27 protein-coding genes are annotated in these 23100 nt (G+C 62.8%); 16 read left to right on the top strand and 11 right to left on the bottom strand.

The genetic code is table 11. The annotated features are described in order from the left end of the window. Positions 1-8 precede the first annotated feature (8 nt). Positions 9-683, top strand: a complete 675-nt coding sequence (locus tag B6V75_RS16615) for a flagellar hook assembly protein FlgD (protein WP_168174498.1) — start codon at positions 9-11, stop codon at positions 681-683. A 38-nt stretch (positions 684-721) separates the two neighbouring features. Here the strand turns inward: B6V75_RS16615 and B6V75_RS16610 are convergent, their stop codons facing one another. From B6V75_RS16610 to flgF, 5 genes are read right to left on the bottom strand one after another with little or no spacing between them, the layout of a single operon-like run. Continuing rightward, positions 722-1156 carry a hypothetical protein gene (locus B6V75_RS16610; protein WP_146735147.1) on the bottom strand — a complete coding sequence of 145 codons (435 nt, stop codon included), beginning with the start codon at positions 1154-1156 and terminating at the stop codon, positions 722-724. A gap of 9 nt (positions 1157-1165) precedes the next feature. Then, positions 1166-1921 carry a flagellar basal body L-ring protein FlgH gene (gene flgH / locus B6V75_RS16605; protein WP_341865721.1) on the bottom strand — a complete coding sequence of 252 codons (756 nt, stop codon included), beginning with the start codon at positions 1919-1921 and terminating at the stop codon, positions 1166-1168. Next, positions 1918-2595, bottom strand: a complete 678-nt coding sequence (flgA, locus tag B6V75_RS16600) for a flagellar basal body P-ring formation chaperone FlgA (protein ID WP_088720413.1) — start codon at positions 2593-2595, stop codon at positions 1918-1920. The genes flgH and flgA overlap by 4 nt, the downstream gene beginning before the upstream one ends. A gap of 4 nt (positions 2596-2599) precedes the next feature. Next, positions 2600-3385, bottom strand: coding sequence for a flagellar basal-body rod protein FlgG (gene flgG / locus B6V75_RS16595; protein ID WP_075775839.1), 786 nt, complete (start codon positions 3383-3385; stop codon positions 2600-2602). A 23-nt stretch (positions 3386-3408) separates the two neighbouring features. Next, positions 3409-4146 carry a flagellar basal-body rod protein FlgF gene (gene flgF, locus B6V75_RS16590; RefSeq protein WP_088720412.1) on the bottom strand — a complete coding sequence of 246 codons (738 nt, stop codon included), beginning with the start codon at positions 4144-4146 and terminating at the stop codon, positions 3409-3411. 168 nt (positions 4147-4314) lie between these two features. Between flgF and B6V75_RS16585 the strand changes: the two genes are divergently transcribed. The 4 genes from B6V75_RS16585 (at position 4315) to B6V75_RS16570 (ending at position 10020) form a co-directional block, all read left to right on the top strand. Then, positions 4315-6069, top strand: coding sequence for a hypothetical protein (locus tag B6V75_RS16585; protein WP_146735146.1), 1755 nt, complete (start codon positions 4315-4317; stop codon positions 6067-6069). Between the two features lie 132 nt (positions 6070-6201). After that, positions 6202-7500 carry a flagellar hook protein FlgE gene (locus B6V75_RS16580; RefSeq protein WP_088720410.1) on the top strand — a complete coding sequence of 433 codons (1299 nt, stop codon included), beginning with the start codon at positions 6202-6204 and terminating at the stop codon, positions 7498-7500. A gap of 27 nt (positions 7501-7527) precedes the next feature. Further along, the gene (gene flgK / locus B6V75_RS16575) at positions 7528-8940 is read left to right on the top strand and encodes a flagellar hook-associated protein FlgK (RefSeq protein WP_088720409.1); all 1413 of its coding nucleotides are present in this window, start codon (positions 7528-7530) and stop codon (positions 8938-8940) included. Between the two features lie 12 nt (positions 8941-8952). Then, positions 8953-10020, top strand: coding sequence for a flagellin (locus B6V75_RS16570; RefSeq protein WP_088720408.1), 1068 nt, complete (start codon positions 8953-8955; stop codon positions 10018-10020). 9 nt (positions 10021-10029) lie between these two features. On the opposite strand, the gene B6V75_RS16565 is transcribed toward B6V75_RS16570, so the two are convergent. Further along, the gene (locus B6V75_RS16565; RefSeq protein ID WP_088720407.1) at positions 10030-10782 is read right to left on the bottom strand and encodes a response regulator transcription factor; all 753 of its coding nucleotides are present in this window, start codon (positions 10780-10782) and stop codon (positions 10030-10032) included. Positions 10783-10934: 152 nt separating this feature from the next. Here B6V75_RS16565 and B6V75_RS16560 point away from each other — a divergent pair, with 152 nt between their 5' ends. From B6V75_RS16560 to B6V75_RS16530, 7 genes are all read left to right on the top strand, one after another. Then, complete coding sequence (locus B6V75_RS16560; protein ID WP_088720406.1) at positions 10935-12092, top strand: flagellar basal body P-ring protein FlgI; 1158 nt, start codon at positions 10935-10937, stop codon at positions 12090-12092. Then, positions 12092-12409 carry a rod-binding protein gene (locus B6V75_RS16555; RefSeq protein WP_088720405.1) on the top strand — a complete coding sequence of 106 codons (318 nt, stop codon included), beginning with the start codon at positions 12092-12094 and terminating at the stop codon, positions 12407-12409. The genes B6V75_RS16560 and B6V75_RS16555 overlap by 1 nt, the downstream gene beginning before the upstream one ends. Next, complete coding sequence (locus B6V75_RS16550) at positions 12402-12899, top strand: hypothetical protein (protein WP_088720404.1); 498 nt, start codon at positions 12402-12404, stop codon at positions 12897-12899. Before B6V75_RS16555 ends, B6V75_RS16550 begins: the two co-directional genes overlap by 8 nt. A gap of 119 nt (positions 12900-13018) precedes the next feature. Continuing rightward, positions 13019-13846, top strand: a complete 828-nt coding sequence (locus B6V75_RS16545) for a flagellin (protein ID WP_088720403.1) — start codon at positions 13019-13021, stop codon at positions 13844-13846. A gap of 159 nt (positions 13847-14005) precedes the next feature. After that, a complete protein-coding gene (locus B6V75_RS16540; protein WP_075775847.1) occupies positions 14006-14407 on the top strand; it encodes a flagellar biosynthesis regulator FlaF in 402 nt (133 codons plus the stop codon). A 15-nt stretch (positions 14408-14422) separates the two neighbouring features. After that, positions 14423-14857, top strand: a complete 435-nt coding sequence (locus tag B6V75_RS16535) for a flagellar biosynthesis repressor FlbT (protein WP_075775848.1) — start codon at positions 14423-14425, stop codon at positions 14855-14857. After that, entirely contained in the window at positions 14851-15681 is an 831-nt protein-coding gene (locus B6V75_RS16530; RefSeq protein WP_088720402.1) for a DUF1217 domain-containing protein, read from the top strand. The genes B6V75_RS16535 and B6V75_RS16530 overlap by 7 nt, the downstream gene beginning before the upstream one ends. 24 nt (positions 15682-15705) lie before the next feature. Here B6V75_RS16530 and B6V75_RS16525 read toward each other — a convergent pair whose 3' ends face one another. The 5 genes from B6V75_RS16525 to fliF all read right to left on the bottom strand — a co-directional run bounded on the left by B6V75_RS16525 (position 15706) and on the right by fliF (position 20434). Further along, positions 15706-16722, bottom strand: a complete 1017-nt coding sequence (locus B6V75_RS16525) for a flagellar motor switch protein FliG (protein ID WP_075775850.1) — start codon at positions 16720-16722, stop codon at positions 15706-15708. 124 nt (positions 16723-16846) lie between these two features. Continuing rightward, positions 16847-17710, bottom strand: a complete 864-nt coding sequence (gene fliP / locus B6V75_RS16520; protein ID WP_088720401.1) for a flagellar type III secretion system pore protein FliP — start codon at positions 17708-17710, stop codon at positions 16847-16849. Further along, positions 17707-18108, bottom strand: coding sequence for a FliM/FliN family flagellar motor switch protein (locus B6V75_RS16515; RefSeq protein ID WP_075775852.1), 402 nt, complete (start codon positions 18106-18108; stop codon positions 17707-17709). Before B6V75_RS16515 ends, fliP begins: the two co-directional genes overlap by 4 nt. Continuing rightward, positions 18109-18759 carry a FliH/SctL family protein gene (locus B6V75_RS16510; protein ID WP_088720400.1) on the bottom strand — a complete coding sequence of 217 codons (651 nt, stop codon included), beginning with the start codon at positions 18757-18759 and terminating at the stop codon, positions 18109-18111. It abuts the gene before it with no gap. A 1-nt stretch (position 18760) separates the two neighbouring features. After that, a complete protein-coding gene (gene fliF / locus B6V75_RS16505) occupies positions 18761-20434 on the bottom strand; it encodes a flagellar basal-body MS-ring/collar protein FliF (RefSeq protein ID WP_346393650.1) in 1674 nt (557 codons plus the stop codon). Between the two features lie 174 nt (positions 20435-20608). Here fliF and B6V75_RS16500 point away from each other — a divergent pair, with 174 nt between their 5' ends. The 4 genes from B6V75_RS16500 to B6V75_RS16485 are packed head-to-tail and all read left to right on the top strand — an operon-like array spanning position 20609 to position 23100. Next, positions 20609-21154, top strand: a complete 546-nt coding sequence (locus tag B6V75_RS16500) for a flagellar basal body-associated FliL family protein (protein WP_075775854.1) — start codon at positions 20609-20611, stop codon at positions 21152-21154. A 2-nt stretch (positions 21155-21156) separates the two neighbouring features. Continuing rightward, positions 21157-22110 (top strand): FliM/FliN family flagellar motor switch protein, encoded by a 954-nt coding sequence (locus B6V75_RS16495; RefSeq protein ID WP_088720399.1) that lies wholly within the window; start codon positions 21157-21159, stop codon positions 22108-22110. Then, entirely contained in the window at positions 22094-22471 is a 378-nt protein-coding gene (locus B6V75_RS16490; RefSeq protein WP_088720483.1) for a flagellar motor switch protein, read from the top strand. Before B6V75_RS16495 ends, B6V75_RS16490 begins: the two co-directional genes overlap by 17 nt. Further along, positions 22465-23100, top strand: a complete 636-nt coding sequence (locus tag B6V75_RS16485; protein WP_088720398.1) for a hypothetical protein — start codon at positions 22465-22467, stop codon at positions 23098-23100. Before B6V75_RS16490 ends, B6V75_RS16485 begins: the two co-directional genes overlap by 7 nt.

Here is a 23100-nt window from a genome sequence, read left to right as displayed (position 1 = left end):
AGCCACCGATGAGCATCTCTCCGACAAGCACCAATCCCGCTGCGACCGCGGCCGACGCCAAGGCGAACCCGGCGCAGTCCAAGATCTCGGCGGATTACAACAGCTTCTTGCAGCTTCTGACGGCGCAGATCCGAAATCAGGATCCGCTGAAGCCGATGGATTCCACGCAATTCGTTTCGCAGCTGGCGCAGCTGAGTCAGGTCGAGCAAACGGTGCAGACCAATACCAACCTCAAGACCATCGATGCCAAGCTGAGCGCAATGGGTGCGATGTCGGATGTGGCCCTGATGGGCAAGACAGTGTCGCTCGCCTCCGACCGGATCGAGTTGCGCGACGGTCAGGCCAGCACCAGCTACGAGCTTGCCGCACCCGCCGACAAGGTGACCGCGATCATCAAGACGGAAGAGGGGACCGAACTGCGCCGGATTACTGGCCTGCCCGGACGGGCGGGCGAGAAGATCGCGCTGAACTGGGACGGGCGCGATTCTGCGGGGTTGCCGGTGCCGGATGACACGTTCCGGGTCGAGATCGACGCGCAGGACGCCGATGGTAATGCGGTCTCGTATGACACCTATCCCAGCACGCAGGTGGAGCAGGTGCGCTTCTCTTCGCAGGGGCAATCGCTGGTTCTTCGCAATGGCGAGGAAGTGCCGAGTTCGCTCATCGTCGCGGTGTCGGGCTGAAACGCCTGCACCGGGCGCGATCCGTGATGGGAGGCTTCCTATCCCTGCTTGAACGGCTCGGCGCTGTTTACCTTGGCCGCTTGCAGGCCGGGTACTCGGTCCGCGAGGCCGCGCTCTAGCAGGGTGGCGAGGTCCTCGGGTTTGACCGTATCGGGATCGAACATCCGGTTATCCGCGAGCTTGCTCAAAAGGTCGAGTGTCTCGTCGCGCAGCTTCGGCACCAGCGCGGGGCCATCGGGAAGCCCGTCTCCCTTCAGCACCAGTGTTGCGTCGACGCTCAAATAGCTGATCGTACCCGCCCGGTAGACCGGCACCGTGACAGGCCCCAAGGCGACGTCACGCGGCGCGGGTTCGGGCGGCGCTTCTGGGGCAGCAGGTCGCGGTGCGATCTGGCTTCCGCCCAGATAGCCCAGCCCCGCCGCGACGATCGGCACCACCACGACAAGCAGTACGAGTGTTCTCCAGCGCGGCATCGGAGACGATCAGTAGGGGAGGACGACGTCGAGCGCGTCTTCCCCGTAGCGGGGCTGTTGCACCTTGCTGATCTGGCCGCGCCCGCCATAGGAGATGCGCGCCTCGGCGATCTTCTCGTAGGGGATGGTGTTGTCCATCCGGATGTCTTCGGGACGGATGATCCCGGCCACACGCAATTCGCGCAGCTCGTGATTGACCTTCACCTCCTGGCGTCCCGCGATCACGAAATTCCCGTTCTGAAGCTTCTGGATCACGAGGGCCGCGACCTTCAGGCTGATGGTCTCGTTGCGCTTGATCGAGCCGCTGCCGTTGGAGGTCGATTGCGAGCTGAGATCGACGATGTTGCTGCCGGTGGGCAAGTCCTTCTCGCTGACGCCGGGCAGGATCTTGGCGATCTTGCCGCCATAGCCAAGGAAGGTCGGAAAACCGACGCTCTGGCTGCCGTCGCGGCTCCGCTGGGACGCGTTCTGAAGCTGCGCCTCGTCCTTGATGTTGATATCCACCGTCAGCAAATCGCCCACCTTGTCGGCACGCTGATCGCCGAAGAAGCCGGTGGAGCCGGTCTGCCAGAGCGACGCGGCCTCGGCCCGCTGCGGAATGCGCGTGGGCTCGAGCGGCGGCATCGGCACGCTCACCCGGTTCACCTCGGGGATCGTGTCGCCATCGACCACCATGTCGCTCACTTTTGGGTCGCGCTCAAAGGCCGTGCCGGAACCGCAGGCGGCCAGTGCGAGCATCGGCAGGATGTAGAACGGATGTCTCACTTCTGAATCTCCACTTTGCCGTCGGGCTTGGCGATGCCTTCGACAATCTTGTTGCTCACGAGATTGACCACGCGCACTGACTGGTCGGCATGGGCGTCGGAGATCGCCTTGCCGGGCGCGGTCAGGGACATGGCGCCTTTCGAATATTCGATCGAGACCGGGTCGCCGCGCGAGATGATGACCGGCTCGGTGATGGATTGGCTCATCACCGGGCGTCCGCGGGCGAGCACGCGGCGCACCTGCATCCCCTCCAGATGGTCGAGCCGCGTCACCGCATAGGCGCCCACCTGACCGTAGGGCAGGTCGACGACCTGAAAATCATCTCCGGAAAGAATCTTGCCGGGAAGCAACTGCTGCGTCGGCACCGGGACGGGCACGTTGAGCAGCGCAAGCCCCGCGAGGCGGCGCACGTCGCCCGAGGCCTCCACCGCATTCGCCAGGAACTGCCCCGTGGAGCGGTCCATCCAGAAGTCGCTTATCATCTCCGCGTCGCCCGGGTCGCTGTCTTGCAGCGTGATCTCGAAATGGCCGCTCGGCGGCATCTCCAGCCCCCAGGACTGCTCCGCCTTCTCGGCGATCAGCACACGCACGGATTCGGCGCTCGCGGGGGCGACGAGAAGCGCGGCGGCGAGCGTGGCGAGAACGGCGGTCGCGGAGGCGCGTATCGGGCTCATGGCATCACTTGATCTGGTTCGAGGTGGACATCATCTGGTCGGCCGTCTCGATGGCCTTCGAATTCATCTCGTAAGCGCGCTGCGCCGAGATCAGATCGGTGATCTGCTGGATGATGTTGACGTTCGAGCTTTCGAGATAACCCTGACGCAGGATGCCCACGCCCGGATCGCCCGGAAGCGCCTCGGTCGGATCGCCCGACGCGGTCGTCGCCTGCAGGAGGTTGTTGCCCAGCGGTTTCATCCCCGCCTCGTTGACGAAGGTCGCCATCGTCAGCTGGCCGATCTGAACCGGGGTCGGGTCCTTGCCGACATAAGCCATCACGAGGCCCTGCTGGTTGATCTCGACATTCGTAGTGTTCGCCGGGACGTTGATCCCGGGCGCGACCTCGTAGCCGTCGAGGGACACGATCTGTCCCTCGGGGCTCAGCTGGAATGTACCCGCCCGCGTATAGGCCTGGCTGCCATCGGGCATGTTGAGGGTGAAATAGCCGCCGCCGTCGATTGCGAGGTCGAGCTGGTTCTCGGTCTGGACGAGCCCGCCCTGGGTGTTGAGCCGCACCACGCCCGCGCTTTGTACGCCGAGGCCGATATCCACGCCCACAGGGCGCGCTGTCCCGTCGGCAGAAGTCAGCGAGCCTTCGCGTTGCAGCGACTGGTAGACCAGATCCTGAAATGCGGCGCGGGTGCTCTTGTAGCCGGTGGTGTTCGCGTTCGCGATGTTGTTCGAGATCACGTCCACATTGGTCTGCTGGGCCAGCATCCCCGTGGCGGCAATTCCAAGTGCTCTCATGGTTCAGCTCCTTTTCGCGCCGGTCAGACTTTGCCAAGCCTGCGCAACGTTTCCTGACGAAGGTTGTTCTGTTCATCCATCAACTTCACCGCGCGCTCATAGGAGCGCTGGATGTCCATCATCCGGGTCATCTCGACCACCGGTTGGACATTGCTCTCCTCGATGAAACCCTGAGCGACCTGCGTCGTTTCGGATGGCGTAAAGGCGGGTACGGTGCCCCCGGGCGCGGCAAAGAGGCCTCCACCCAGCCGGCTGTAGCTCTGGATGTCGGGCACGGTGAACATGCCCAGCGTGCCGATCGTGCCGCTATTCGGCCCCGAAATCGTGCCGTCGCGGGAAATGGTGATCTCCTCGCCCGGCGGGATCGCGATCGGCGCGCCGCCCCGGTCGAGTACCCGATTGCCCGACAGCGTCACGAGATTGCCTTGCGGGTCGACGGTCAGCCGGCCGTCGCGCCCGAAAGCGGTCTGGCCCGCCGGCGTCTGGTAGGCGAACCAGCCATCGCCGTTCAGCGCCACATCGAGCGGGTTCGAGGTTTTCGTGAGGGATCCCTGCCGGTCGTCGAGATAGGAGCCCTTGTCGAGCACGTAGCTCACGTCATCCTCGGCCCCGGCATTGCCCTTCGACTCGAAGCTCTCGGTCAGCGAGCGCTCCGCCTTGAAGCCGGCCGTGTTGGCATTGGCCATGTTGTTGGCGGAGATGTCGAGACTGCGCCACAGCGTCGAGGCGAGGGATAGGGAGACGTAATTTGAGCTATCCATGAATGTCCGCCCGCGCGAATAGAACTTGTGGCTTTGCTTGGACTGCTGCCGATTTCTGGTCAATAATGTTTGCTCTTCTTGGAATAATCAATACTATTCTTTAAAGAGGGAAGGAATTATGGCGCGTTTGGGCAAGAGGTGATGGAATTGCGAGGCGGTTTCCCCTTGATGGGCGGCGTTTTGGCGCTCTGTCTTCTGTGCGGCCCCGCCGCGGCGGAGGCCATACCTGCGCCGCCACCATTCGATTTCGCGCAATACACTCAGGCGGGCTTCCTTGCGGACCGCGATGCGCTAACCGCAGGTTTCGCCGCGGCCGAGCCCGGGCCGTCGCGCGCGGTCGCGCGGCTCAATCTGGCTGAATTCTATCTCGCGCATGTCATGTTGCCCGAGGGGCGGTCGGTGCTGGGCGGCGAGATGCCCGACGGTCTGATCCCCGCCGAACAGGCCCGCTGGCGCGCGATCGCCGCCGGGTTCGATATCATGGAAGGGGTGGGGGTGCCGACTGGCACGCTCTTGCCCAATGCGGATTGGGCGAATTGGCAGGATTATCACCTCTGGGCGGCGCTGAATGCGATCACGCAGGGCGACGCGGAGGAGCTCGAGGGGAACCTCGCGGGTGCGGCGGACCGGCTGCCCGCCTATCCGCCCGTTTTCGTGGAGGCCTGCCTGCCCGCGCTTCTGGAAGGCGCGATCGCGGTCAAGCAATGGACGCTGGCCGAGCGACTGAGCCGGGATTTCGACAACTATCCCGAGTTGAAGGCCCAACCGGTTTACAGCTTCCTCATCGGGCGGGTGGCAGAGCATTCGCATCATCCGGAGAAGGCCTACGCCGCCTATCGCGAAGCAGCGAAGGGACGGGATCGATACGCTCAGCGGGCGCGGCTCGCTCTGGTCGATCTCGGCCTTGCGAAGGGTGCGCTCACGACGGACCAAGGTTTATCCATGCTCGCCGAGGCCAATCTTGCGTGGCGCGGCGACCGGTTCGATCTTCAGGCCCTCGAACAGCGCGCGCATCTGGGGGGAAAGAGCGGTCGCGATGTGGAGGCGCTGATCGCTTATGGCGAGATCCTGACCCGTTTCCCGGACCGCCCGCAGGCGCGGACGGCCGCCGAGGCGGCGGATCGGTTGCTCAAGGCGTTCTATGCGAAAGGCGCGGCGGGGAAGATCTCGCTCACCGCCTTCACCGAAGGCCATCAGCGCTTGGAGCCCTATTACGAGGCTCGCGCCGATTTCCAGGCCTATGCCGAGCAATTCGCGGATCGTCTGCTGGAGCTGGGCGCCACGACGCAAGCCGCGTCGGAATATCGCAAGATCCGAGAGGCTCTCAGCGTACAACGCAAAGATAACCCCGAGGCGGTGTCGCAGGACCGGATGGCCTATCTTGCGCTTCGCGAGGCGGAAGCGCTTGCCCGTGGCGGGCAATTCGCGCGTGCCGCGAAGGTGTTGGAGGCCTCCGAGCGTCCCGCCGACGCGCAGGAGCTGAACCAGTTCAACGCACTGCAGGCCCGCGTTCTGGCCGAGGCCGGAAAGACCGATGCGGCCCTGGACACCAAGGTCACCGCGCAATCGATCGACCATCTCCGGTTGCAGGCGCAGCTCCATTGGAAGAAGGGCGACTGGGAAGCGGCGACGCGGTCCTATCGCGCATTGTGGAGGACAGCCTCTGGTGATTTTTCGGAGACCGATGCGGTCCAATTGCTGCTGGCTGCCTACCGGTCCGGCGACCTGACTACGGCCCGCAGCGTCGCAGAGGTTTTCCCCCGTCTCGCGGGGCGGGAGGACCTGAACAAGCTCGTCGCAAGCCTGCTGGCCGAGCCCGCCAAACTGACCCCGCTGATGGACGCCGCAGCGCGGGATCGGCTGCGCAACGCCGGTGACGCGATCGAGATGGTCGGGGCGGAGGCGAAGCGGGCAGGAGGCTAGGTATCTTTGCTATGCATTGGCCCCTGACGCGAGTCCAAAGAAAAACGGCGGATATTTTTAACTTCAGTGAAACATCACTCGTCTATCTCTTGGATAGGACCCCTTTCTCTTCGGACATGAGAGGATAAAACCATGAGTATTTCGAGCGCAATGCAGACCGGTGTGAGCGGCCTGAATGCGAACTCCGTCGCCGTTGGCGAGATTTCCGAGAATATCGCGAATGCGAACACCACGGGCTACAAGCGCAGCTTCGCCCAGATGGTGACCATGACGCCGACCGGCGGGCTCAACGCGCCATCCGGGGTCAATGCCGTCGTCTCCTCCGATCTGCAGAATGGCGGCGCGGTGATCCCTACCAACTCGCCCACCGATTTCGCGGTGAACGGGAACGGGTTCTTCGTCGTGTCCAGCAACGCCAATACCAGCGTGCAATCCGATTACGTCATGACGCGCGCTGGCTCGTTCCAGCCCGACGAGAACGGCAACCTCGTCAATTCGGCGGGCTACTTCCTGTCCGGCTATCCTTACACGGACGTCAAACTCGCCACGATCGACGGCAACAGCTTCAACGGGCTGAAGACGGTGAACATCACGGACGCCACGCTGAGCGCGAAGGCGACCACCTCTATCGGGGTGCAGGGCAATCTTCCCTCGCAGGAAACCGGCAACGCGACGCCGGGCGCGCCTTTCACCTCCTCGTCGCAATATTACACGCCGCTCGGGGCGGTGAAGCGGCTCGAATATTCGTGGCAGCCGACCTCGACGCCGAACCAATGGGACATCACTGTCTCCGATGGTGACGGCGTGCCCTATGGTCAGGTGACGGTCGATTTCGCCCCGGGCGGTGCCAATGCCGGCGCGCCGATCAGCTATTCCGGTGTGACCAACCTCGCCACGGCCCCCGGCGCTTTCTCGATGGACACGACCACCGGCGTGATGAGCCTGACGATGAATGACGGCGGCACTACGCAGCCGATCGAGATCGGGCTCGGCGCATTGAACAGCTTCGACGGGATCACCCAGTTCGCTGGCGATTTCACGCCCCAGAAGTTCACTGCAGACGGCTCCTCGTCCGGCGCGCTGACCCGGATCGAAGTCGACGATACCGGCACGATGTACGGAATCTTCGACAACGGGCAGCGCCAGCCGCTCTACAAGATTCCGCTCGCCCATGTGGAGAACCCCAACGGCATGCAGGAGATCGACGGCGACGCCTATCGTCTGACCCGCGACAGCGGCGCCTACACGATCCACAAGGCGAACGAGGGTCCGGTGGGCACGATCAGTTCGGGTGCGCTCGAAGGGTCGAATGTCGATATCGCGCAGGAACTGAGCGATCTGATCCGCACCCAGCGGGCCTATTCCACCAACGCCAAGATCGTCACCACGATGGACGAGATGCTCGACGAGACCACGCGTCTCAAACGCTGATCGCCACGCTGAGAACGGAGTAAACCCATGAGCCTGACGGGCGCCCTCCAGGCGAGCACGAGCGGTCTGCGCACGGCGCAGATGCAATCGGAAGCGACCTCGCGCAACATCGCGAATGCGAGCACCGAGGGCTATGTGCGCAAGGAGTTGCCGCAGGTCACGACCTCGGGCGGCCTGGTGCAAACCGGCGAGGCGCGGCGCGAAGTCGACGCCTCGCTCAACCGCATGTATCGGCAGCATTCTTCTGCCATGGCGCGCGAGCAGGCGATCTACGAGGCGGTGGGCGAATATACCGCGACCCTCGGTCAGCCGGGCGATGGCCTCTCGCCCGCGGATCGGCTGACCGACCTGCGCAGCTCGATGATCGCGCTGGCGAACAATCCTGGCAACAACGCGGCGCAGAACGGAGTGGCCTCCGCCGCGCAGGAGATGGTGACGTCGCTCAACCAGAGCAGCGACATGCTCGCGCGGATCGGTGGCGAGGTTGATATGGAGATCAAGTACGACGTCTCCGATTTCAACGAGACGCTGCATAAGATCACCTCGCTCAACAAGCAGATCTCGGATGCGCAGCCCGGCTCGCTCGGCGCGGCCGATCTCGGCGACCAGATGGACGTTCTGGTGGAAAAGGCGTCGAAGTTGATCGATATGCAGGTGCGCCGCTCCACCGATGGGCGGGCCACGCTCTACACCGCGGGGGGCACGCCGCTCGTCGATGGCGATCAGGCAAATTACGTCACCTATGACAAGGTGGCCGGAAAGCTGTTCGCGGGCAAGACGGAGATCACCCCGGAATCAACCGACGCGCGCGGCTTCCAGAATGGCAGCATTTCCGGGCTCTTCGCGGTGAAGAAGGATGTTCTGCCGCGCTTCCAGCTTCAGCTCGACGAGATGGCGCGCGGCCTCGTGCAAGGGTTCGAGGGGGCGGATGCCTCGCTCGCTCCGGGGCAGGCGGGTCTCTTTACTGACGCTGGTGCGGCTTACGATCCCGCTAAGCTCGACGGGCTTGCCGGACGGATCGCCGTGAGCGCAGCCGTGGACCCTGCGCAGGGCGGGCAGTTGTCGCGACTGCGCGACGGGATCGGTGCGACCACGCCGGGCGCGGCCGGGGATTCGACCCAGATCGAGGCCTTTGTGTCGATGTTCGACGCCCCGCTTTCGGCGAATCCGGACACCGGGCTGGCGGCGTCCCTGTCGTTGCGCGACTACGGCAGCAGCATGATCTCCGCGCAGGAGTTCGAGGGCACCCGCGCGCAGGAGCGTTTCGCTGCCGCCCGCACCGCCGCTGAAACCGTGAACGGTACGCGTCAGAGCATTCAGGGCGTGAATATCGATGACGAGATGCAAAAGCTGATCACGATTCAGCAAAGCTACGCCGCCAATTCGAAAATGATGACCGCCGTCATGAAGATGATGGACACGCTGCTCGCCGCCGTCTGAGGAGACTGAACGATGATCCCCCTGATCCGGAATTCGCTGTCGACCCTGCAGATGAGCATCATCTCGCGCCGCTCGGTCGACCGCACCACGGCAGAGCTGCAACGCACGAGCGACGAGGTCGCGACCGGGCGCAAATCCGATGTCTACGCGGATATGGGGGCGAAATCGGCCTTCGTCCTCGCTCTGGAAGATCGCGCGACCACAAATTCGAATTACGTCACCTCGAACAAGCTCCTCGGAAGCAAGCTCGATATGATTGCATCGAGCGCGTCGACGGCGCGCGGGGCCGCGCAGGATGTGCTCGGGCTCGCCGTCGGTAACCTCGAGCAACCCGGCGCCGCGGCGGCGACCCTGCAGCAAAGCGCCCGCGCGGCGCTCGATACCATCATGACGAGCCTGAACATCTCGCTCGACGGCGAGCACCTGTTCTCCGGCGTCGCGTCGGACAAGCCCGCGCTGCGGGGCTATGACGTGGCGAATGGTGCGACGGGCCTGTCGGCAAAGGATGTCCTGGCGGGCATCGTCGGTGGTGGCCCAGCGGATGCGACCCAGGCGGCGGCGATGCTGTCGCAGGTCGACAGCGTGTTCGACGACAGCAATGCCGATCCGGCCAAGCGCTTCAGTTCTACCTTCTTCAAGGGCGACGCGACGAGCGGAGCGGCGCGCAAGTCGGCGTTGATCGGGGATGGCGAGACGCTTGATTACGGGATGCAGGCGAACGATCCCGAATTCCGCAACATCATCAAGGGGCTTGCACTCTTCGCCTCGACCGACGTCTCGAAGATCACGGATCGGGATGCCTATAAAAGCTGGGTGGCGGCCGGGGTCAAAGCATTGAGCGATGGGGTAGAGGGGCTGCGCAATTCCGAGACCGCCTTGGGTGCGAAGCAGAAGCGGCTCGACATCAAGCTGACGCAGCAGCAATCGATGGATGCGGTGCTCAACAGTCGGCTGTCGGATTATGTCTCGGTCGATCCCTATGAGGCCGCGACGCGGATGACGGCACTGCAGACGCAGCTCAACGCGAGCTACAGCGTTGCCGCGCAGATGTCGAAACTGTCGATCCTGAATTATCTCTGAGCCGCGCGTTTATCGCGCGGCCACCGTGCGGCGCGAGTCGGTCTGCTCGTAAGCGGCGATTTTCACGTCGCTCGTGCTGTCCAGTTCGCTGAACTTGTAGCCGCGACCGTAGACCGTCTCGATATACTGGTGGCCGCTTTCGGCCGCGTCGGCGATCTTCTTGCGCAGCTTGCAGATATAGACGTCGATCACCTTGTCGAAGGGCTGGTCGTCGCTCATCCCGTAGACCGCGTCATAGATCGCGCCTTTCGCAATCACCTTGTTCGCGTTCAGTGCCAAGTGCTGGAAGATCGCGTGTTCGCGGTTCGACAGTTTCAGCCGCACACCGGAGACAAGCGGGTCGCGCCCGTCGAAGAAGGCGGTGATTTCGCCGACGCTGATGCTCTCGGCGGCGTGGCCATAGGAACGCCGGATGATCGAGTTGATCCGCGACAGCGCCTCGATCCCCTTGATCGGGCTGACCATGACATCGTCTGCCCCGGCATCGAGCGCCTCGGAGGCGTCGCGCGAGTTCTTGAAGTCCCGCATCACCAGAACCGGGTTGCGGCAGCCGCAGCTGCGGATGGCCCGGATGTAATCGGTCACTTCGGGGCAGTCGCCGATCAGGATCGCCCGCGTGTCGACCCCCTTCTGGTTCAGCGTGCTGAGATCGGACGCGAAGAAGGACGCAGGGATGAGGACGGGCTGCAACCCAACGCTCTCCAGCTCGCCGAGCAGGCCGCGAACACGGCCATCGCGAGGCTCAAAGACGTAAATATTCATACAGGTCTCCATCCCGGGCAAGTTTCTCGCACAAGCGGCAAGCTCACGCTAAGTTGCCACAAAGGATTAGTCAAGAATAGTACCGATTTATATTGGACACTATTCGCGTTTTACTTTAATTTAATGAAATGTGTCGGTGACGTGAGGAAACTATGCTTGCTGCCTTGTGCCGAAAAAGTCGTCGGGCGTCGCTTTCTTGCGCCGGGTTTCGCGGAGCGCTCGTCGCGCTCTCCGTCTTTGCGGGGGTGCTCAGCGCGATCCCGGCCACCGCACAGGTCCGGATCAAGGACATCGCCAGTTTCGAAGGCGTGCGCGAGAACCAGCTCGTGGGCTACGGTCTCGTCGTTGGCCTGAACGGGACTGGCGACACCCTCAACGGCAGCCCTTTCACGAAGAAGTCGATCGAGGGGATGCTCGAGCGGCTCGGGGTCGGCAATCTCTCCGGCGATGCGATCAAGACGAAGAATACGGCCGCGGTGATGGTGACGGCCAAGCTGCCGCCCTTCGCCCGCCGTGGTTCGACGATCGACGTGACGATCTCCTCGCTCGGCAATGCGGACAGCCTGCGGGGGGGCACGCTGATCGTGACGCCGCTCGTCGGCGCCGACGGTGAGATTTACGCCGTGGGGCAGGGGCCGATCTCGGTTGCGGGCTACAGCGCGAAGGGCAACGCGGCGAGCATCGTGGACGGTGTGCCCACGGTCGCGCGCATGGAGAATGGCGCAATCGTCGAGAAAGAGATCGATTTCGAATTGAACTCCTTGAACTCGGTGCGTCTCTCCCTGCGCGAGCCGGATTTCACGACGGCCTCCCGGGTCGCAGGGGTGATCAATGACAAGCTCGGCCACAACACCGCGCAGATGCTCGACCCCTCCACGATCGAAGTGCAGGCGAAGGGCAAATATGGTGTACCGGAGCTTCTGGCGATGATCGAGAACCTCCCCGTCACGCCCGACTCCGTGGCGAAAGTAGTGGTCGACGAGAAGTCCGGAACGATCGTGATCGGCGCCAATGTGCGGATCGATCAGGTCGCGATCAGCCAGGGCGGGCTGACCGTGAAGGTCAAGGAAAGCTACGCGGTCAGCCAGCCGAAGCCCATCTCCATCGGGCAGACGGTCGTGGTGCCCGAAACGGATGTGCAGGTCGAAGAGCGCAACACTCAGTTCAGCGTGCTCCAAGGGGGTGATGTCAGCCTTCAGGACCTCGTGGACGGTCTCAATGCGATCGGTGTCGGCGCGCGGCAAACCATCTCGATACTGCAGGCGATCAAGGCAGCCGGCGCGCTTCATGCCGATCTGGAGATCATCTGATGAACCCGCTCGGTCCGTCGAAGCCATTTCTCTCGGCTGCGTCTCTCAAGGCGCCTGCTGCCTCCGGTACGAAGACGCAGGATGCGAAGGAAATCGCCAAGAATTTCGAGGCGACCTTCCTGCAGCAGGCCGTTGGTGAGATGATGAAGACCGTGAAGATGGGCGGACTGGATGGCGGCCACGCCGAGGAGATGTGGAAGTCCTTCCTCGCGCGCGGCATCGCGGATGAGATCGCCGCCTCGGGCCGGACCGGGATCGCGCAAAGCGTCGAGCGGATGATCGGCGCCTATACTTCGAACGGAGAAGATCATGGCTGAAGAAACTCCGTCGCGTTTTCGCAAGCGGATGCAAGCCCGGCGCGACGATATCTCCGCCGACGGGCCCGTCCTAACCGAGGAGGACGACGCCAACCTCGCCGCTTTCGAGGCGAATATCGATGCGACGCTCGATCTGTTGCATGAGGAAATCGCGGCGGTCGAGGCGGGACATCTCGACCGCGTCACGGAGCTTTATGATCGCAAGGCGGACCTTCTGAAGCGGATCGAGCTGAAGATCCCTGTGATCGAGCCGTTTCTGGAGGCGTCTGAGCATGCCGCGCCCGCACTTCGCGAGAAGCTCCGCCAGCTGAAGGTCGCCGTGCAGGACAATAGCGTTCTGTTGTCGCGGATGTCCGACGCGACCCGGGACATCGTGCGCGAGATCGAGAAAATCCGGAACCGGCACAGCCTCGACGGTCTCTATGGAAAGAGTGGCAAACCGGTCACAGGACAGGATGGTCCACAGATGCATATCGATAAGGAATTCTAAGTTTCGGCCAAACGTTAACCCGCGCTTAATCTTCGACCCAAAATTCCTCTCCACGGCTCGCGCCGTTTTTCTGTCAGAAGACGAAAACAAATATCTCTCAGAATGAGGAGTGACTAGAAATGTCATCCATTCTTACCAATACCTCCGCGATGAATGCTCTTGCGACCCTCCGTGGGGTCAACAAGGGTCTCGAAGACACGCAGAACCGCATTTCGACCGGCAAGAAGATCAACTCGGCGAAAGACAATGCCGCCTATTTCTCGATCTCGGAATCGATGAACAGCGACAGCGGCATGTACAAGTCGATCAACGAAGGCCTGACCCTGACCAAGAACTCGGTTTCGACCGCACGTCTCGGCGCAGAGTCGGTAAAGGATCTCGCCCAGCAGTTCGTCGAGCGTGTTTCGTTCGCGCAAGGCGATGCGGTGGATCATGCTGCGGTTCAAAAGGAACTGCGCAGCATCGTTGATCAGATCGGCACCACGATCAGCCAGGCAACCTTCAACGGTGACAGCCTCGTCGACGGCTCGGCCAACGTGACGGTCGTCACCGGGATCAGCCGCGCAAGCGGTTCCTTCGCAACGACGTCGATGACCTTCCAGGCGGTCGATCTCTCATCGCTTCAGGCGACGCTGAGCGGGATCGACATCTCTGGTGGTTCGGCGGCGGTTCTGACCAGCGCGCTGACGAGCGCCCAAAGCGCTCTCTCGACGGCGATCGACAACGCGACCTCGCTGGGCGTTGCGGAGAAGTCGCTGGAAGCTCAGCAGAACTTCCTTGGCAAGCTGACCGACAAGCTCGACACCGGTGTCGGCAACATGGTCGATGCGGACATGGAGCAGGAGGCGGCTCGCCTGCAGTCCTACCAGGTTCAGCAGCAGCTCGCGACGCAGTCGCTCTCGATCGCGAACCAGGGCCCTCAGAACCTTCTGAGCCTGTTCCGCTAATCGGTGGCGAAGACATGAATGGAAAGGCCCCGTGCAGTGCGGGGCCTTTCCTTTTATCGCGCTCCGGTTGTCTTTTCCCCCAAAGTTTAAAAACGCCTTTAACCGGGTTGTGCTAAGTTCGGGCAAAGAGAACAAAAGAATATCGAGAGGAGAGCTTGCATGAGCGTCGCCGCGTATAAGCGAACCATTTCCGAAACCGAGTCTCCGCGGCAGATCGAGCGTCGTATCCTGTCGCGCGTCACTGGCGAGCTTGAGGCCTTTCTCGTCGATTATGACGAGGCGCCACGGGCCGGACGGGGGGCGATCCTCGCGCAGGGGCTGCGCACCGCGCTCTGGGAAAACGAACGCATCTGGACGGCATTGCGCGACGACCTCGCGGAGCCTGCGAACCAGTTTCCCGCCGAGTTGAAGGCCGGGCTGATCTCGCTCGCGCTCTGGGTCGAGCGGCAGACGCAGATGGTGATGGGCGGCGGCGGCGCGGTTGCGCCGCTGGTCGAGGTGAACCGCAACATCATCCGCGGGCTCAGCGGCGACGCGGGCGAGCCGGTCGCTGCGGAATAAGAAGGGGCGCGGGTCATGGCATTACGACTGACGTTGAAACCGAACGAGCGGATCGTGGTCAATGGATGCGTCATCCGAAATGCCAACCGCCGCCAGACACTTCAGATCGAGAATACCGCCGACGTGATCCGGGCCGAAGACCTGCTGGATGAAAACTGCGAGCCGACCCCGGTGAAGCAGGCCTATTTCCTGATCCAGACCGCGCTGATCCGCGCCGATACCCGCGACACGCTGGTGCCGGTCATTCAGGAGAAGCTCGCCGATCTCGCCACGATCTTCAGTGCCGCCGTGGTTGGCAGTGTTTTCGAGGCCGCGAACTGGGTGTCTCAGGGCGATTATTACAAAGCGTTGAGCGCGCTGCGCCCGGTCATGCGCCGCGAAGAAGAACTGTTCGCCCGCCTGTCCGCAAACACGAGCGCGACGGCGGCGCTGGAGGGCGAAGAATGCTGACGATTTCGGGCATGAGCAGTCGGCTCGCGCTGAGCCTGATCGATCGGACGCAGGCCAAGCAACTCGATCAACTGGCGCAAGAGCCGCAGCATGCGCGCGCGATCAGCCGTTTCCGCGAGAAGATCGGGGATATCCATACCGCGGCCGACTTGGTGAAGGATTACGACGCCTATAGTTTCGTGATGAAGGCCTTCGATCTGGAAGACCAGCTGTTCGGCAAGGCGATGATGCGCGAAATACTGTCGAGCGATCCCACTGACAAAAGTTCCCTCGTCAACAGGCTCACCGATCCGCGGTTTCGCAAGCTCTACGATGCGCTCGGGTTCACCAATGGCGGCACTGCAAACGCGAATACCTCCTCGGCCTCGTGGCAGGACAAGATCGTCGATCAATATGTCAGCCAGCAGTTCATCAATGGTGAGCGCGACCAGAACGAGACCGTCGGGTCCGTGCTCGAATTCCGGCAGAAGCTCGGCGGCGTCAAAACATGGTATTCGGTCCTGAAAGACAAGGATATGGCGCAGTTCATGCGCACCGCTTTGGGGATCCCGAATGACGTGGTGAAGCTCGATGTCGAGCGGCAGAAACAGATTTTCGAGGACAAGTTCGATCTTCCGAAACTCAAAGACCCGAAAGAGGTCGATGATCTGGTCTCCCGTTTCGTCGCTGTGTCCGATGCGAATAACTTCTCAATCGGAGGGGCGGCGGGGAATGCTGCGGTGACGCTGATGCAAGGCGCGGTGCAGGGGGGCTCGGGCCAATTCGTGCCCGCGACCTTCGATTTGACTGCGATCGCTACCTTCTCGGCTTCGCGCTACCGGTAAGCTGGTCGCCGGTCACGGACGGCTTCAGTCGATAATCACGTCATCATCGTCGAGCGGAATCCGGATTTCGTCCTCGCGCGACAACTCGAGCGCATAGTCCACAAGCGCGGATTGCGCTTCTTGCACCTCGCGCCCGCGCACCGGGCCCATCGCGGTCATTTCCTCGTTCAGCATGTCGCGCGAGCGGGCGGGCAGGGCGCTCAGGAAGTAGTCGCGTACCTCCTTCTTGGCCCCGCGCAAGGCGAGCGGAAGCGTTTGCCCTTCGACCCCGCGCATGACTTTGACGAGGCTCTGCTGGTCGAGCTTGCACAGATCGTCGAAGGTGAACATCTTCGCCTTGATCGCACCGAACGCCTCGGGAATACGTTTTTCCAGACGCTGGGTGATGTCGTCGAACAGCTTGCTATCGAGCTTGTTGAAGAGATCGGCCATGCGCTGCTGCGGGTCCGGGCCGGTATTGCGCGTCGCCGAGCTCATGAACTCTTTCTGCAACGTTTCTTCGATGTTCTGGAAGACATAACGCGGCACGGTCTCGATGCCGATCATCCGCTCCAGCACTTCCATCATGCGCTCTTCGCCCAGAAGCGGCAGCACTTTCGAGGCGACCTCGGGTTTCACCTTGCTCAGGATCGCCGCGACGGTCTGGTCGTGCTCTTCCTTGAGATAATTTGCGATGATCTGTTCGTTCAGCGCCGAGAAGTTTTCCCAGATATTGCGTCCTACCAGCGGGCCCTGAATCTCGTTCATGATGTCGGAGACGCGCTCGTCGGGGAGGAACCCTTTGAGCATGCTCTCCGCCATCTCCATCGAGCCCACGAGGCCGCCGCCATCGCCTGCGGTTTCCATGAACTCGCTCATCACCTCTTCGACGATATCGGCGGGGATCGTACCAAGGGACGAGATCGCATGGGTGATCGAATGGATGTCGTAATCGTCGAGCCGCTGCATGAGCCCTGCGCCGTGTTTCTCCCCGAGGCAGAGGAAAAGAATCGCTGCCTTCTCTGGGCCACGCAGTTTCTTGTAATCCCGGGAGGTTCTCATCGTCGGCGCTCGATCTGTTCTGAGGTGTAGGCAAGGATAGCAGGCTATCCTTTTATTCTCAATCAAGATCGCCCGCTATTCTTTGTAGTGATGTGTTTTCTAAGGATAGGGGCGGCGCAGAGGCTTAGCCACCCCCGCCATAGGCAACGTAAGATTGCATCATGCTCCCTGCGAGCATGTACCAGCCGTCGATCAGCACGAAGAAGATGACCTTGAAAGGCAACGAGATCATCACCGGCGGCAACATCATCATGCCCGCACTCATCAGCACCGATGCGACGATGAGGTCGATCGCGATGAAAGGCAGATAGATCAGGAAGCCGATCGTGAAGGCGCGCCGCAGCTCGGAGATCATGAAGGCAGGGACGAGGGTGCGCCAGTTCGCCTCCTCCGCCGTGGCAGGCGCGGGCGTCTCGGGCGCGGGTTCGGCGTTTTGCCCCGCTTCGTTGTCGCGGACGAGATCGGCGAAGAGCTTCAGGTCCTTCGGACGCGTATTGGCGAACATGAAGGCCTTGAACGGCGCGCCGATCCCGACGAGCGCCTGTTCCTCGGTCACCGTGTTGTTCAGAAGCGGCCGCAGCCCCCCGGTCCAGGCATCGTCGAAGACCGGCTGCATCACGAAGAAGGTCATGAACAGCGCCATCGCGCTCAGCACCATGTTCGGCGGCGTCTGGTTCAGCCCCAGCGCTGAGCGCAGCATCGAGAAGACGATCACGAAGCGGGTGAAGCTGGTCATGACGACAAGGACGCCCGGCGCGATGCTGAGCACGGTCATCAGCGCGATCAGCTGAATGATCCGCCCGCTCAGGCTGGCCGATGCATCGCTGCCTGGCGCGGCATTGTTGAGCCCCTGCGCTAGGTCGCTCAGCAACCCGCCCGCCTCCTGCGCCTCTGCGCCGCTGCTGAAAGCGAGCGACGCTACGAGCGTCAGGGCGACAAGTGGCAGGCCGGATTGCACCGTCAGAAATCGCTTCGTGAGGTGGATCATCGTTTCGGGACGTAGTCTTTGACGATCTCGGTCAGGGTGACGCCGAGCCGGTTGTCGCCCACTTTCACCAGATCGCCCCGCGCCACCAGCCGGTCGTTGATCACCACGTCGACCGGCTCGCCAATCTTCTTCTCCAGCTCGATGACCGAGCCGCGGCTCAGGTTCAGAAGCTGCGAGATCGGGATACGGCTCTGACCCAGCACGATCTGCACCGAGAGCCCGACATTGAGCATCGCGTTGACGTTCTGCCCGTCGGCATCGCTCTCGGCCTGTTTGCTGGCGAGCGTATGCAGCAGGGTCTCGGCTGCAGCGGCGCGGGCTTCGCCCTGCGTCGGCTGGGTTCCGGTTTCCGGCGTCTCAGGCGGCTGCGTGGATTCGGGCGTATCGTTGTCGGACATTTACACGGCTTTCCTGATTGGTGTGGCTTGGGGAGAGATCGTCTGCCGCAGGGCGATGAGGATGCTGCGGCAGACCGTCTCGAAGCTGTAATCCATCACGCCGTCTTCCCAGTCGGCATGGATGTCGCCATCGGCAAGCGCCGGGTCCGCGACGATGTTCAGGGCGGGGCTGTTCGGCCCGGCGCTGGCCTCGATCACCGGCGTCAGCCCCGCGACATTGGCGGGGGAGAGGCGGATCGTGAGGCTCGGTTTGCGCAGCGCGATTTCCATCGCCCGACGGATCTGGGTCTCGACCCGCGCGGTCGAGCAGCTCTCGATGAATTCGGGGAAAACCTTCTCGCAAACGCGCAGCGCGAAGCCGCAAAGGTGTCGCTCCAGCGCCGCTTGATGAGCGAGCTGGTTGCCCAGAAGTGCTGTGATCTCCGGAGAGAGCTTTTCCAGCGCCTCGGTCTGGCGTGCCTCGAGCGAGGTCGTGATCTCGGTGGTAGCCTCGTTGCGGCCTTGCGCACGGCCCGCCTCGAACCCTTGGGCGCGCGCGGCCGCCGCCGCGGAATCGAGATCGGCCTGAGTGAAGACCTTCAGGCGTTCGGCGGCGCGGCGGGCGTCTTCCGCCTGCATCTCTTCATCGAAGTCTCGCTGGAAAACCGTCATGTCATGCCTCGTTGAGCAGCCAGCCGCGCAGGACCTTGAGGGCCTCTTGCGGTTCTTCTTCGGCGATCTTCTGGATTGCCGAGACCTTGCGCTTCAGGATCGCGCCGCTGATCGCGAAGTTGGTGACGAGCTCCTCGTCCCTGGCGGGATCGTAGCGCTCCGCACGTTGGACGGGCGCTGCGGGCTCGGCGGCCTCCTGCGTTCGGGGCGCGACGGCACTGGCGGGCGCTGCGGGCAGGTTGTTGCCCGCGGGTGCTGCTGCTTCCGCCTCGCCCTCGGGGGCTGCGAGCGCCCCGGCGCCGGGCGCCTCGCTCAGCCGCGCGCGTTCGCGGTCGGCCCGGTTCAGCAACGGGCGCAGACCGAAGACAAGCACCGCGACCACGATCAGAAGGGCAAAGACCCAGCGCAGGATCGACACGATATTGTCGGAGAGTCGCTGCATCAGCGTCGGGCCGACCGGGCCGCCGACTTCCATCGAGTAATCGATGAAGCGCAGGCTATCGACCGAGACTGTATCGCCGCGATTCTGGTCGTAGCCGATCGCCGATTTCACCAGTGCGGTGAGACGCGCGATTTCCTCGGGCGAGCGCTGTTCGTATTTCAGCGAGCCGTCGTCCTGCACGTTGTATATGCCGTTGACCAGCACGGCGACCGACACGCGCTTGACTGCACCCGCTTCGGTCGTGGTCTCGCGCCGGGTGTTGCCGATTTCGTATTGCACCGACTCGCCGTTCTTGCTGCGGCTGTCGGTCGTGCTGCTCGCGCCGGGGCCGCCAAGCGCGCCAGGGATGTTGTTTCCGGTGTTCACACCCGCATCGCCATTCTGCACACCCTTTTGCTGTTCGGCGTTGTTCTGGGTGGAGCGCACGACCTGCTGATCGGGGTTGAAGCTTTGCTGCACCACGACTTCACGCTGGTTGGACAGGTCGACATTGACCTGCACGCGGGCATTCCCCGCACCGACACGCGCCGTCAGGATCTGCTCGATCGAGCGCGCCATCCGGTCCTCGGTCGCGGCCTTGTTCGACTGGAGTGTCGCTTGCCCGGCCGCATCCGAATTCTCCGCGAGGATGGTCTCGCCGCTGGCCGAGAGCACCGTCACCCGGTTGCCGTCGAGATTGGGCACTGCCGCCGCGATCAGGTTGCGAATCGCCAGCGCCTCCTTGCGGCTGATGCCGCGGGTGGAGGCGGCGCGCACGATGACGCTCGCGCTCGGGTCGGGGCTGGTGCGCGAGAAGGCTTCGCGCTCGGGCAGAACCAGATGGACGCGGGCGCTGCGCACCCCGTCGATGGTCTGGATCGAGCGCGCCAGCTCGCCCTCCATCGCGCGCAGACGGTTCACATGCTGCATGAAGGTGTTCATGCCGAAGCCGCTTGCGTTGTCGAACAGCTCCCAACCGGGTTCGCCATCCACTGGCAGGTTCTTTTCGGCCAGCGCCATGCGGGCGCGGGCCATGTCTCTCTCCGGCACCGACACCGCGCTGCCATCTGCAGACAGTTGCGTCTTGAACCCTGCCTGTTCGAGTGCGTCGACGATTCCGGCTGCGCTGGAGGGCGAAAGCTGGCTGTAGAGCAGCTTGTAGTTCGGGGCGGTCACGACGGATAGGCCGAAGACCAGCGCGAACACGCTGACGACGCCGACGGCCCCAAGCATCAGCAGCTTGCGCCGTCCCAAGGATTGAAGATTCCGCAAGAATTGCTGCACGGCGAACACCAGTTATTCTTCATCTACGCAATAGAAGCTATTCTATCTTTGTATTGCAAGTAAAGTACGGATGTATATACTTCACGACATCCAATGAAGATCGGGTTTTATCTTTAAGTTCGACGAAGAGAGGCGCGGTAGCCGATGACAGATGCGGCCGTTGATGGAGAAGAGCTTGCCGAAGCGCCTGCCGGGCGCTGGCGTGTCTTGCGTGACCACAAGCGTCTCGTGATGGCGGCGGGCGCCCTCGCGGTCGTGGCCATGTTCTGCGGTGGATTCGTCGCTTTCGGTGGCGTCTCTGCCCTCACCGGGGGCAAACCCGCAGAGTCGGCAGGCCATGGCGGTACGGGCGCGGGTGCCGCGGCCGGCGGGGACGCGCTACTGGATTTCGACGACATCGTGGTGAACATCACCGGGACGACTGCGGACGGCGCCTCCGCCGCGCGCTACCTCAAGATTCACCTAGCGCTGGTCTATCCCGAATCGCCAGAAGCCGAAGCCGCGATGGCCGAGAAGAAACCCTTCATCCGCGATACCTTCACCGGGTTCCTCCGGCAGATGACGGTCGAGGATCTGCGCGGCAGCATCGGTCTCATCAAGCTCAAGGCGGAGCTGCTCAAGCGCGCCCGCGCGGTCGTCGGGGACAATACGCCGAGCGAGGTTCTCATCAGCGATCTGGTGGTGCAGTGACGATGGCGGAGCAGGCGGACATGGCGATGGCGACGACGACGACGGCGGAGGTCGAGGACGAGATCATCCGCATGTCGATGCTCAATTACGAGCGTCTGCCGATGCTGGACGTGATCTTCGAGCGCTTCGTTCTGTCCTTCTCCAGCTCGCTCAAGTCGCTGACGGGTTCGGTGCTGGACGTGACGCTGGGCGAGGTCGAATACCTGCCCTTCGCCGACGCGATGAAAAGCCTGCCCAAGCATGGTTTGATCGCGGTTGCGCAGGCCGATCCTTGGGATGACCAGTTTATCCTTTCGCAGGATCCGGTCTTCCTGTTCTCCGCGCTCGAACTGATGCTGGGCGGGCAGCCGACGGGGCGGGCGAAGGATGCCAAGAACGGCTTCACGACGATCGAGCGCCGGATGGGAGAGCAGGTCGCCGAACGCATCCTCGCCGACATGGCGGTGGGCTTCCGTCAGATTTGCGAGGTCTCATTCCAGGTCGACCGGATGGAGAGCAATCCGCAATTCGCGAACATCGCTCAGCCCAACAGTCCCACGGTCCGCGTACCGCTCAAGGTCAGCCTCGAAGGCTACCACGGCGAGGTTCATCTGATCCTGCCTTACTCGACGCTGGAGCCGGTGCGCCCGCTGCTCACCAAGATATTCTTCGGGGATCGGCTGGGCGCGGACAGCTCGTGGCGTACGCAGCTGAAACAGAAGATCGAAGGGTCGTCGGTGGCGCTGACCGCGCAGCTGCACGAGCTTGTGGTACCGATGCGCGAGATTCTGGACTGGAAAGTGGGCGACACGCTCGACCTCGGGATCGACGACACCCAGCCGGTCCTTCTGCTCTGTGCCGGGAGTCCGGTTCTCGAAGGCGAAATGGGCAAGAAGCAAAACGGGTCGATGGCGCTGAAGGTGACCGCGAACCTCATGGGAAAGGACGAGTGGAGCAATGATGTCGATGCTGATTAACGCGATTATTCTCGTGTCTCTTGTGGGGTTGATGGCCTATGGCGTGGTGATCACGCGACGGGTCAAGAAGCTGATGCTCGTGCTCGAGGAAATGGAGCCGCTCGTCGCCGCTTTCTCCGCGGCCGTGGACAAATCGCAGCTCTCCGTCGAGGAGATGAAGGACGCGGTCGCCGAGGTGCAGAAAGCGCCCGCGCCCGAACCGGCGCCCGCGCAAGAGGCTGCGCCCGCCCTGACCTTCAACTCGCGCCGCGCCGCGCCGAAAGCGCCGATGGGATTGACCCGCGTCACCGGCAAGGCAGAACTGGTTAAAAGCTTCTTCGAGCAGACCCGCGTGCGCCGGGAGGCGCAGGGGCAATGGTGAAGAGCCGCCCCCTGCAGGTTCTCGTCGGTGTGCTGCTGCTTTCGGGCGGCGCGAAGCTCGCGACCAGTCTTCCCTCGGACATGATCCCGTTCCCGGACTCGCTTTTGCAGGCGGCTCTCGCAAGCGGGGCGGAAAAGCCGAACGCGGCAAAGGCTTCGTCGGCGGACGCTCCCGGCGATGCCAAGAGCAGCTGCGCCCCGACGCCGGAGGAGCTTTTGATGTCCGTGCGGCAGGAGCGCGACCTTCTTGCGGAACAGAAGAAGAAGCTCGACGCCCGCAGCGCCGAGATCGAGCTTGCCAAGCAGGGGCTCGACACCCAGTCGCAGCATCTCACCGAGTTGAAGGACAAGGTGACCAAGCTGCTCGACCAGGTCGACAAATCGCATACCGCCGACGTCGATCGCCTCGTGTCGATCTACAAGAACATGAAGCCGGCGGCGGCGGCTTCGATCATGAACGACCTCGATATAGAGGTGACGGTCATGGTGCTGGCCACGATGAATGAGCGCGACGTCGCCCCGATCATGGCCGCGATGACCCCGGTGCGCGCGCGGGCCGTCTCCAAGATCATTCTCGAACGTTCGAAGCTGCCGGGCGACCAGAAGCTGGTCAACGTCAAGCTCAACTGA

Source organism: Thioclava sp. F1Mire-8 (assembly GCF_002213165.1).
In the GTDB taxonomy this organism is placed as follows: domain Bacteria; phylum Pseudomonadota; class Alphaproteobacteria; order Rhodobacterales; family Rhodobacteraceae; genus Thioclava; species Thioclava nitratireducens.
This window is presented reverse-complemented; position numbering and strand designations above follow the sequence as displayed.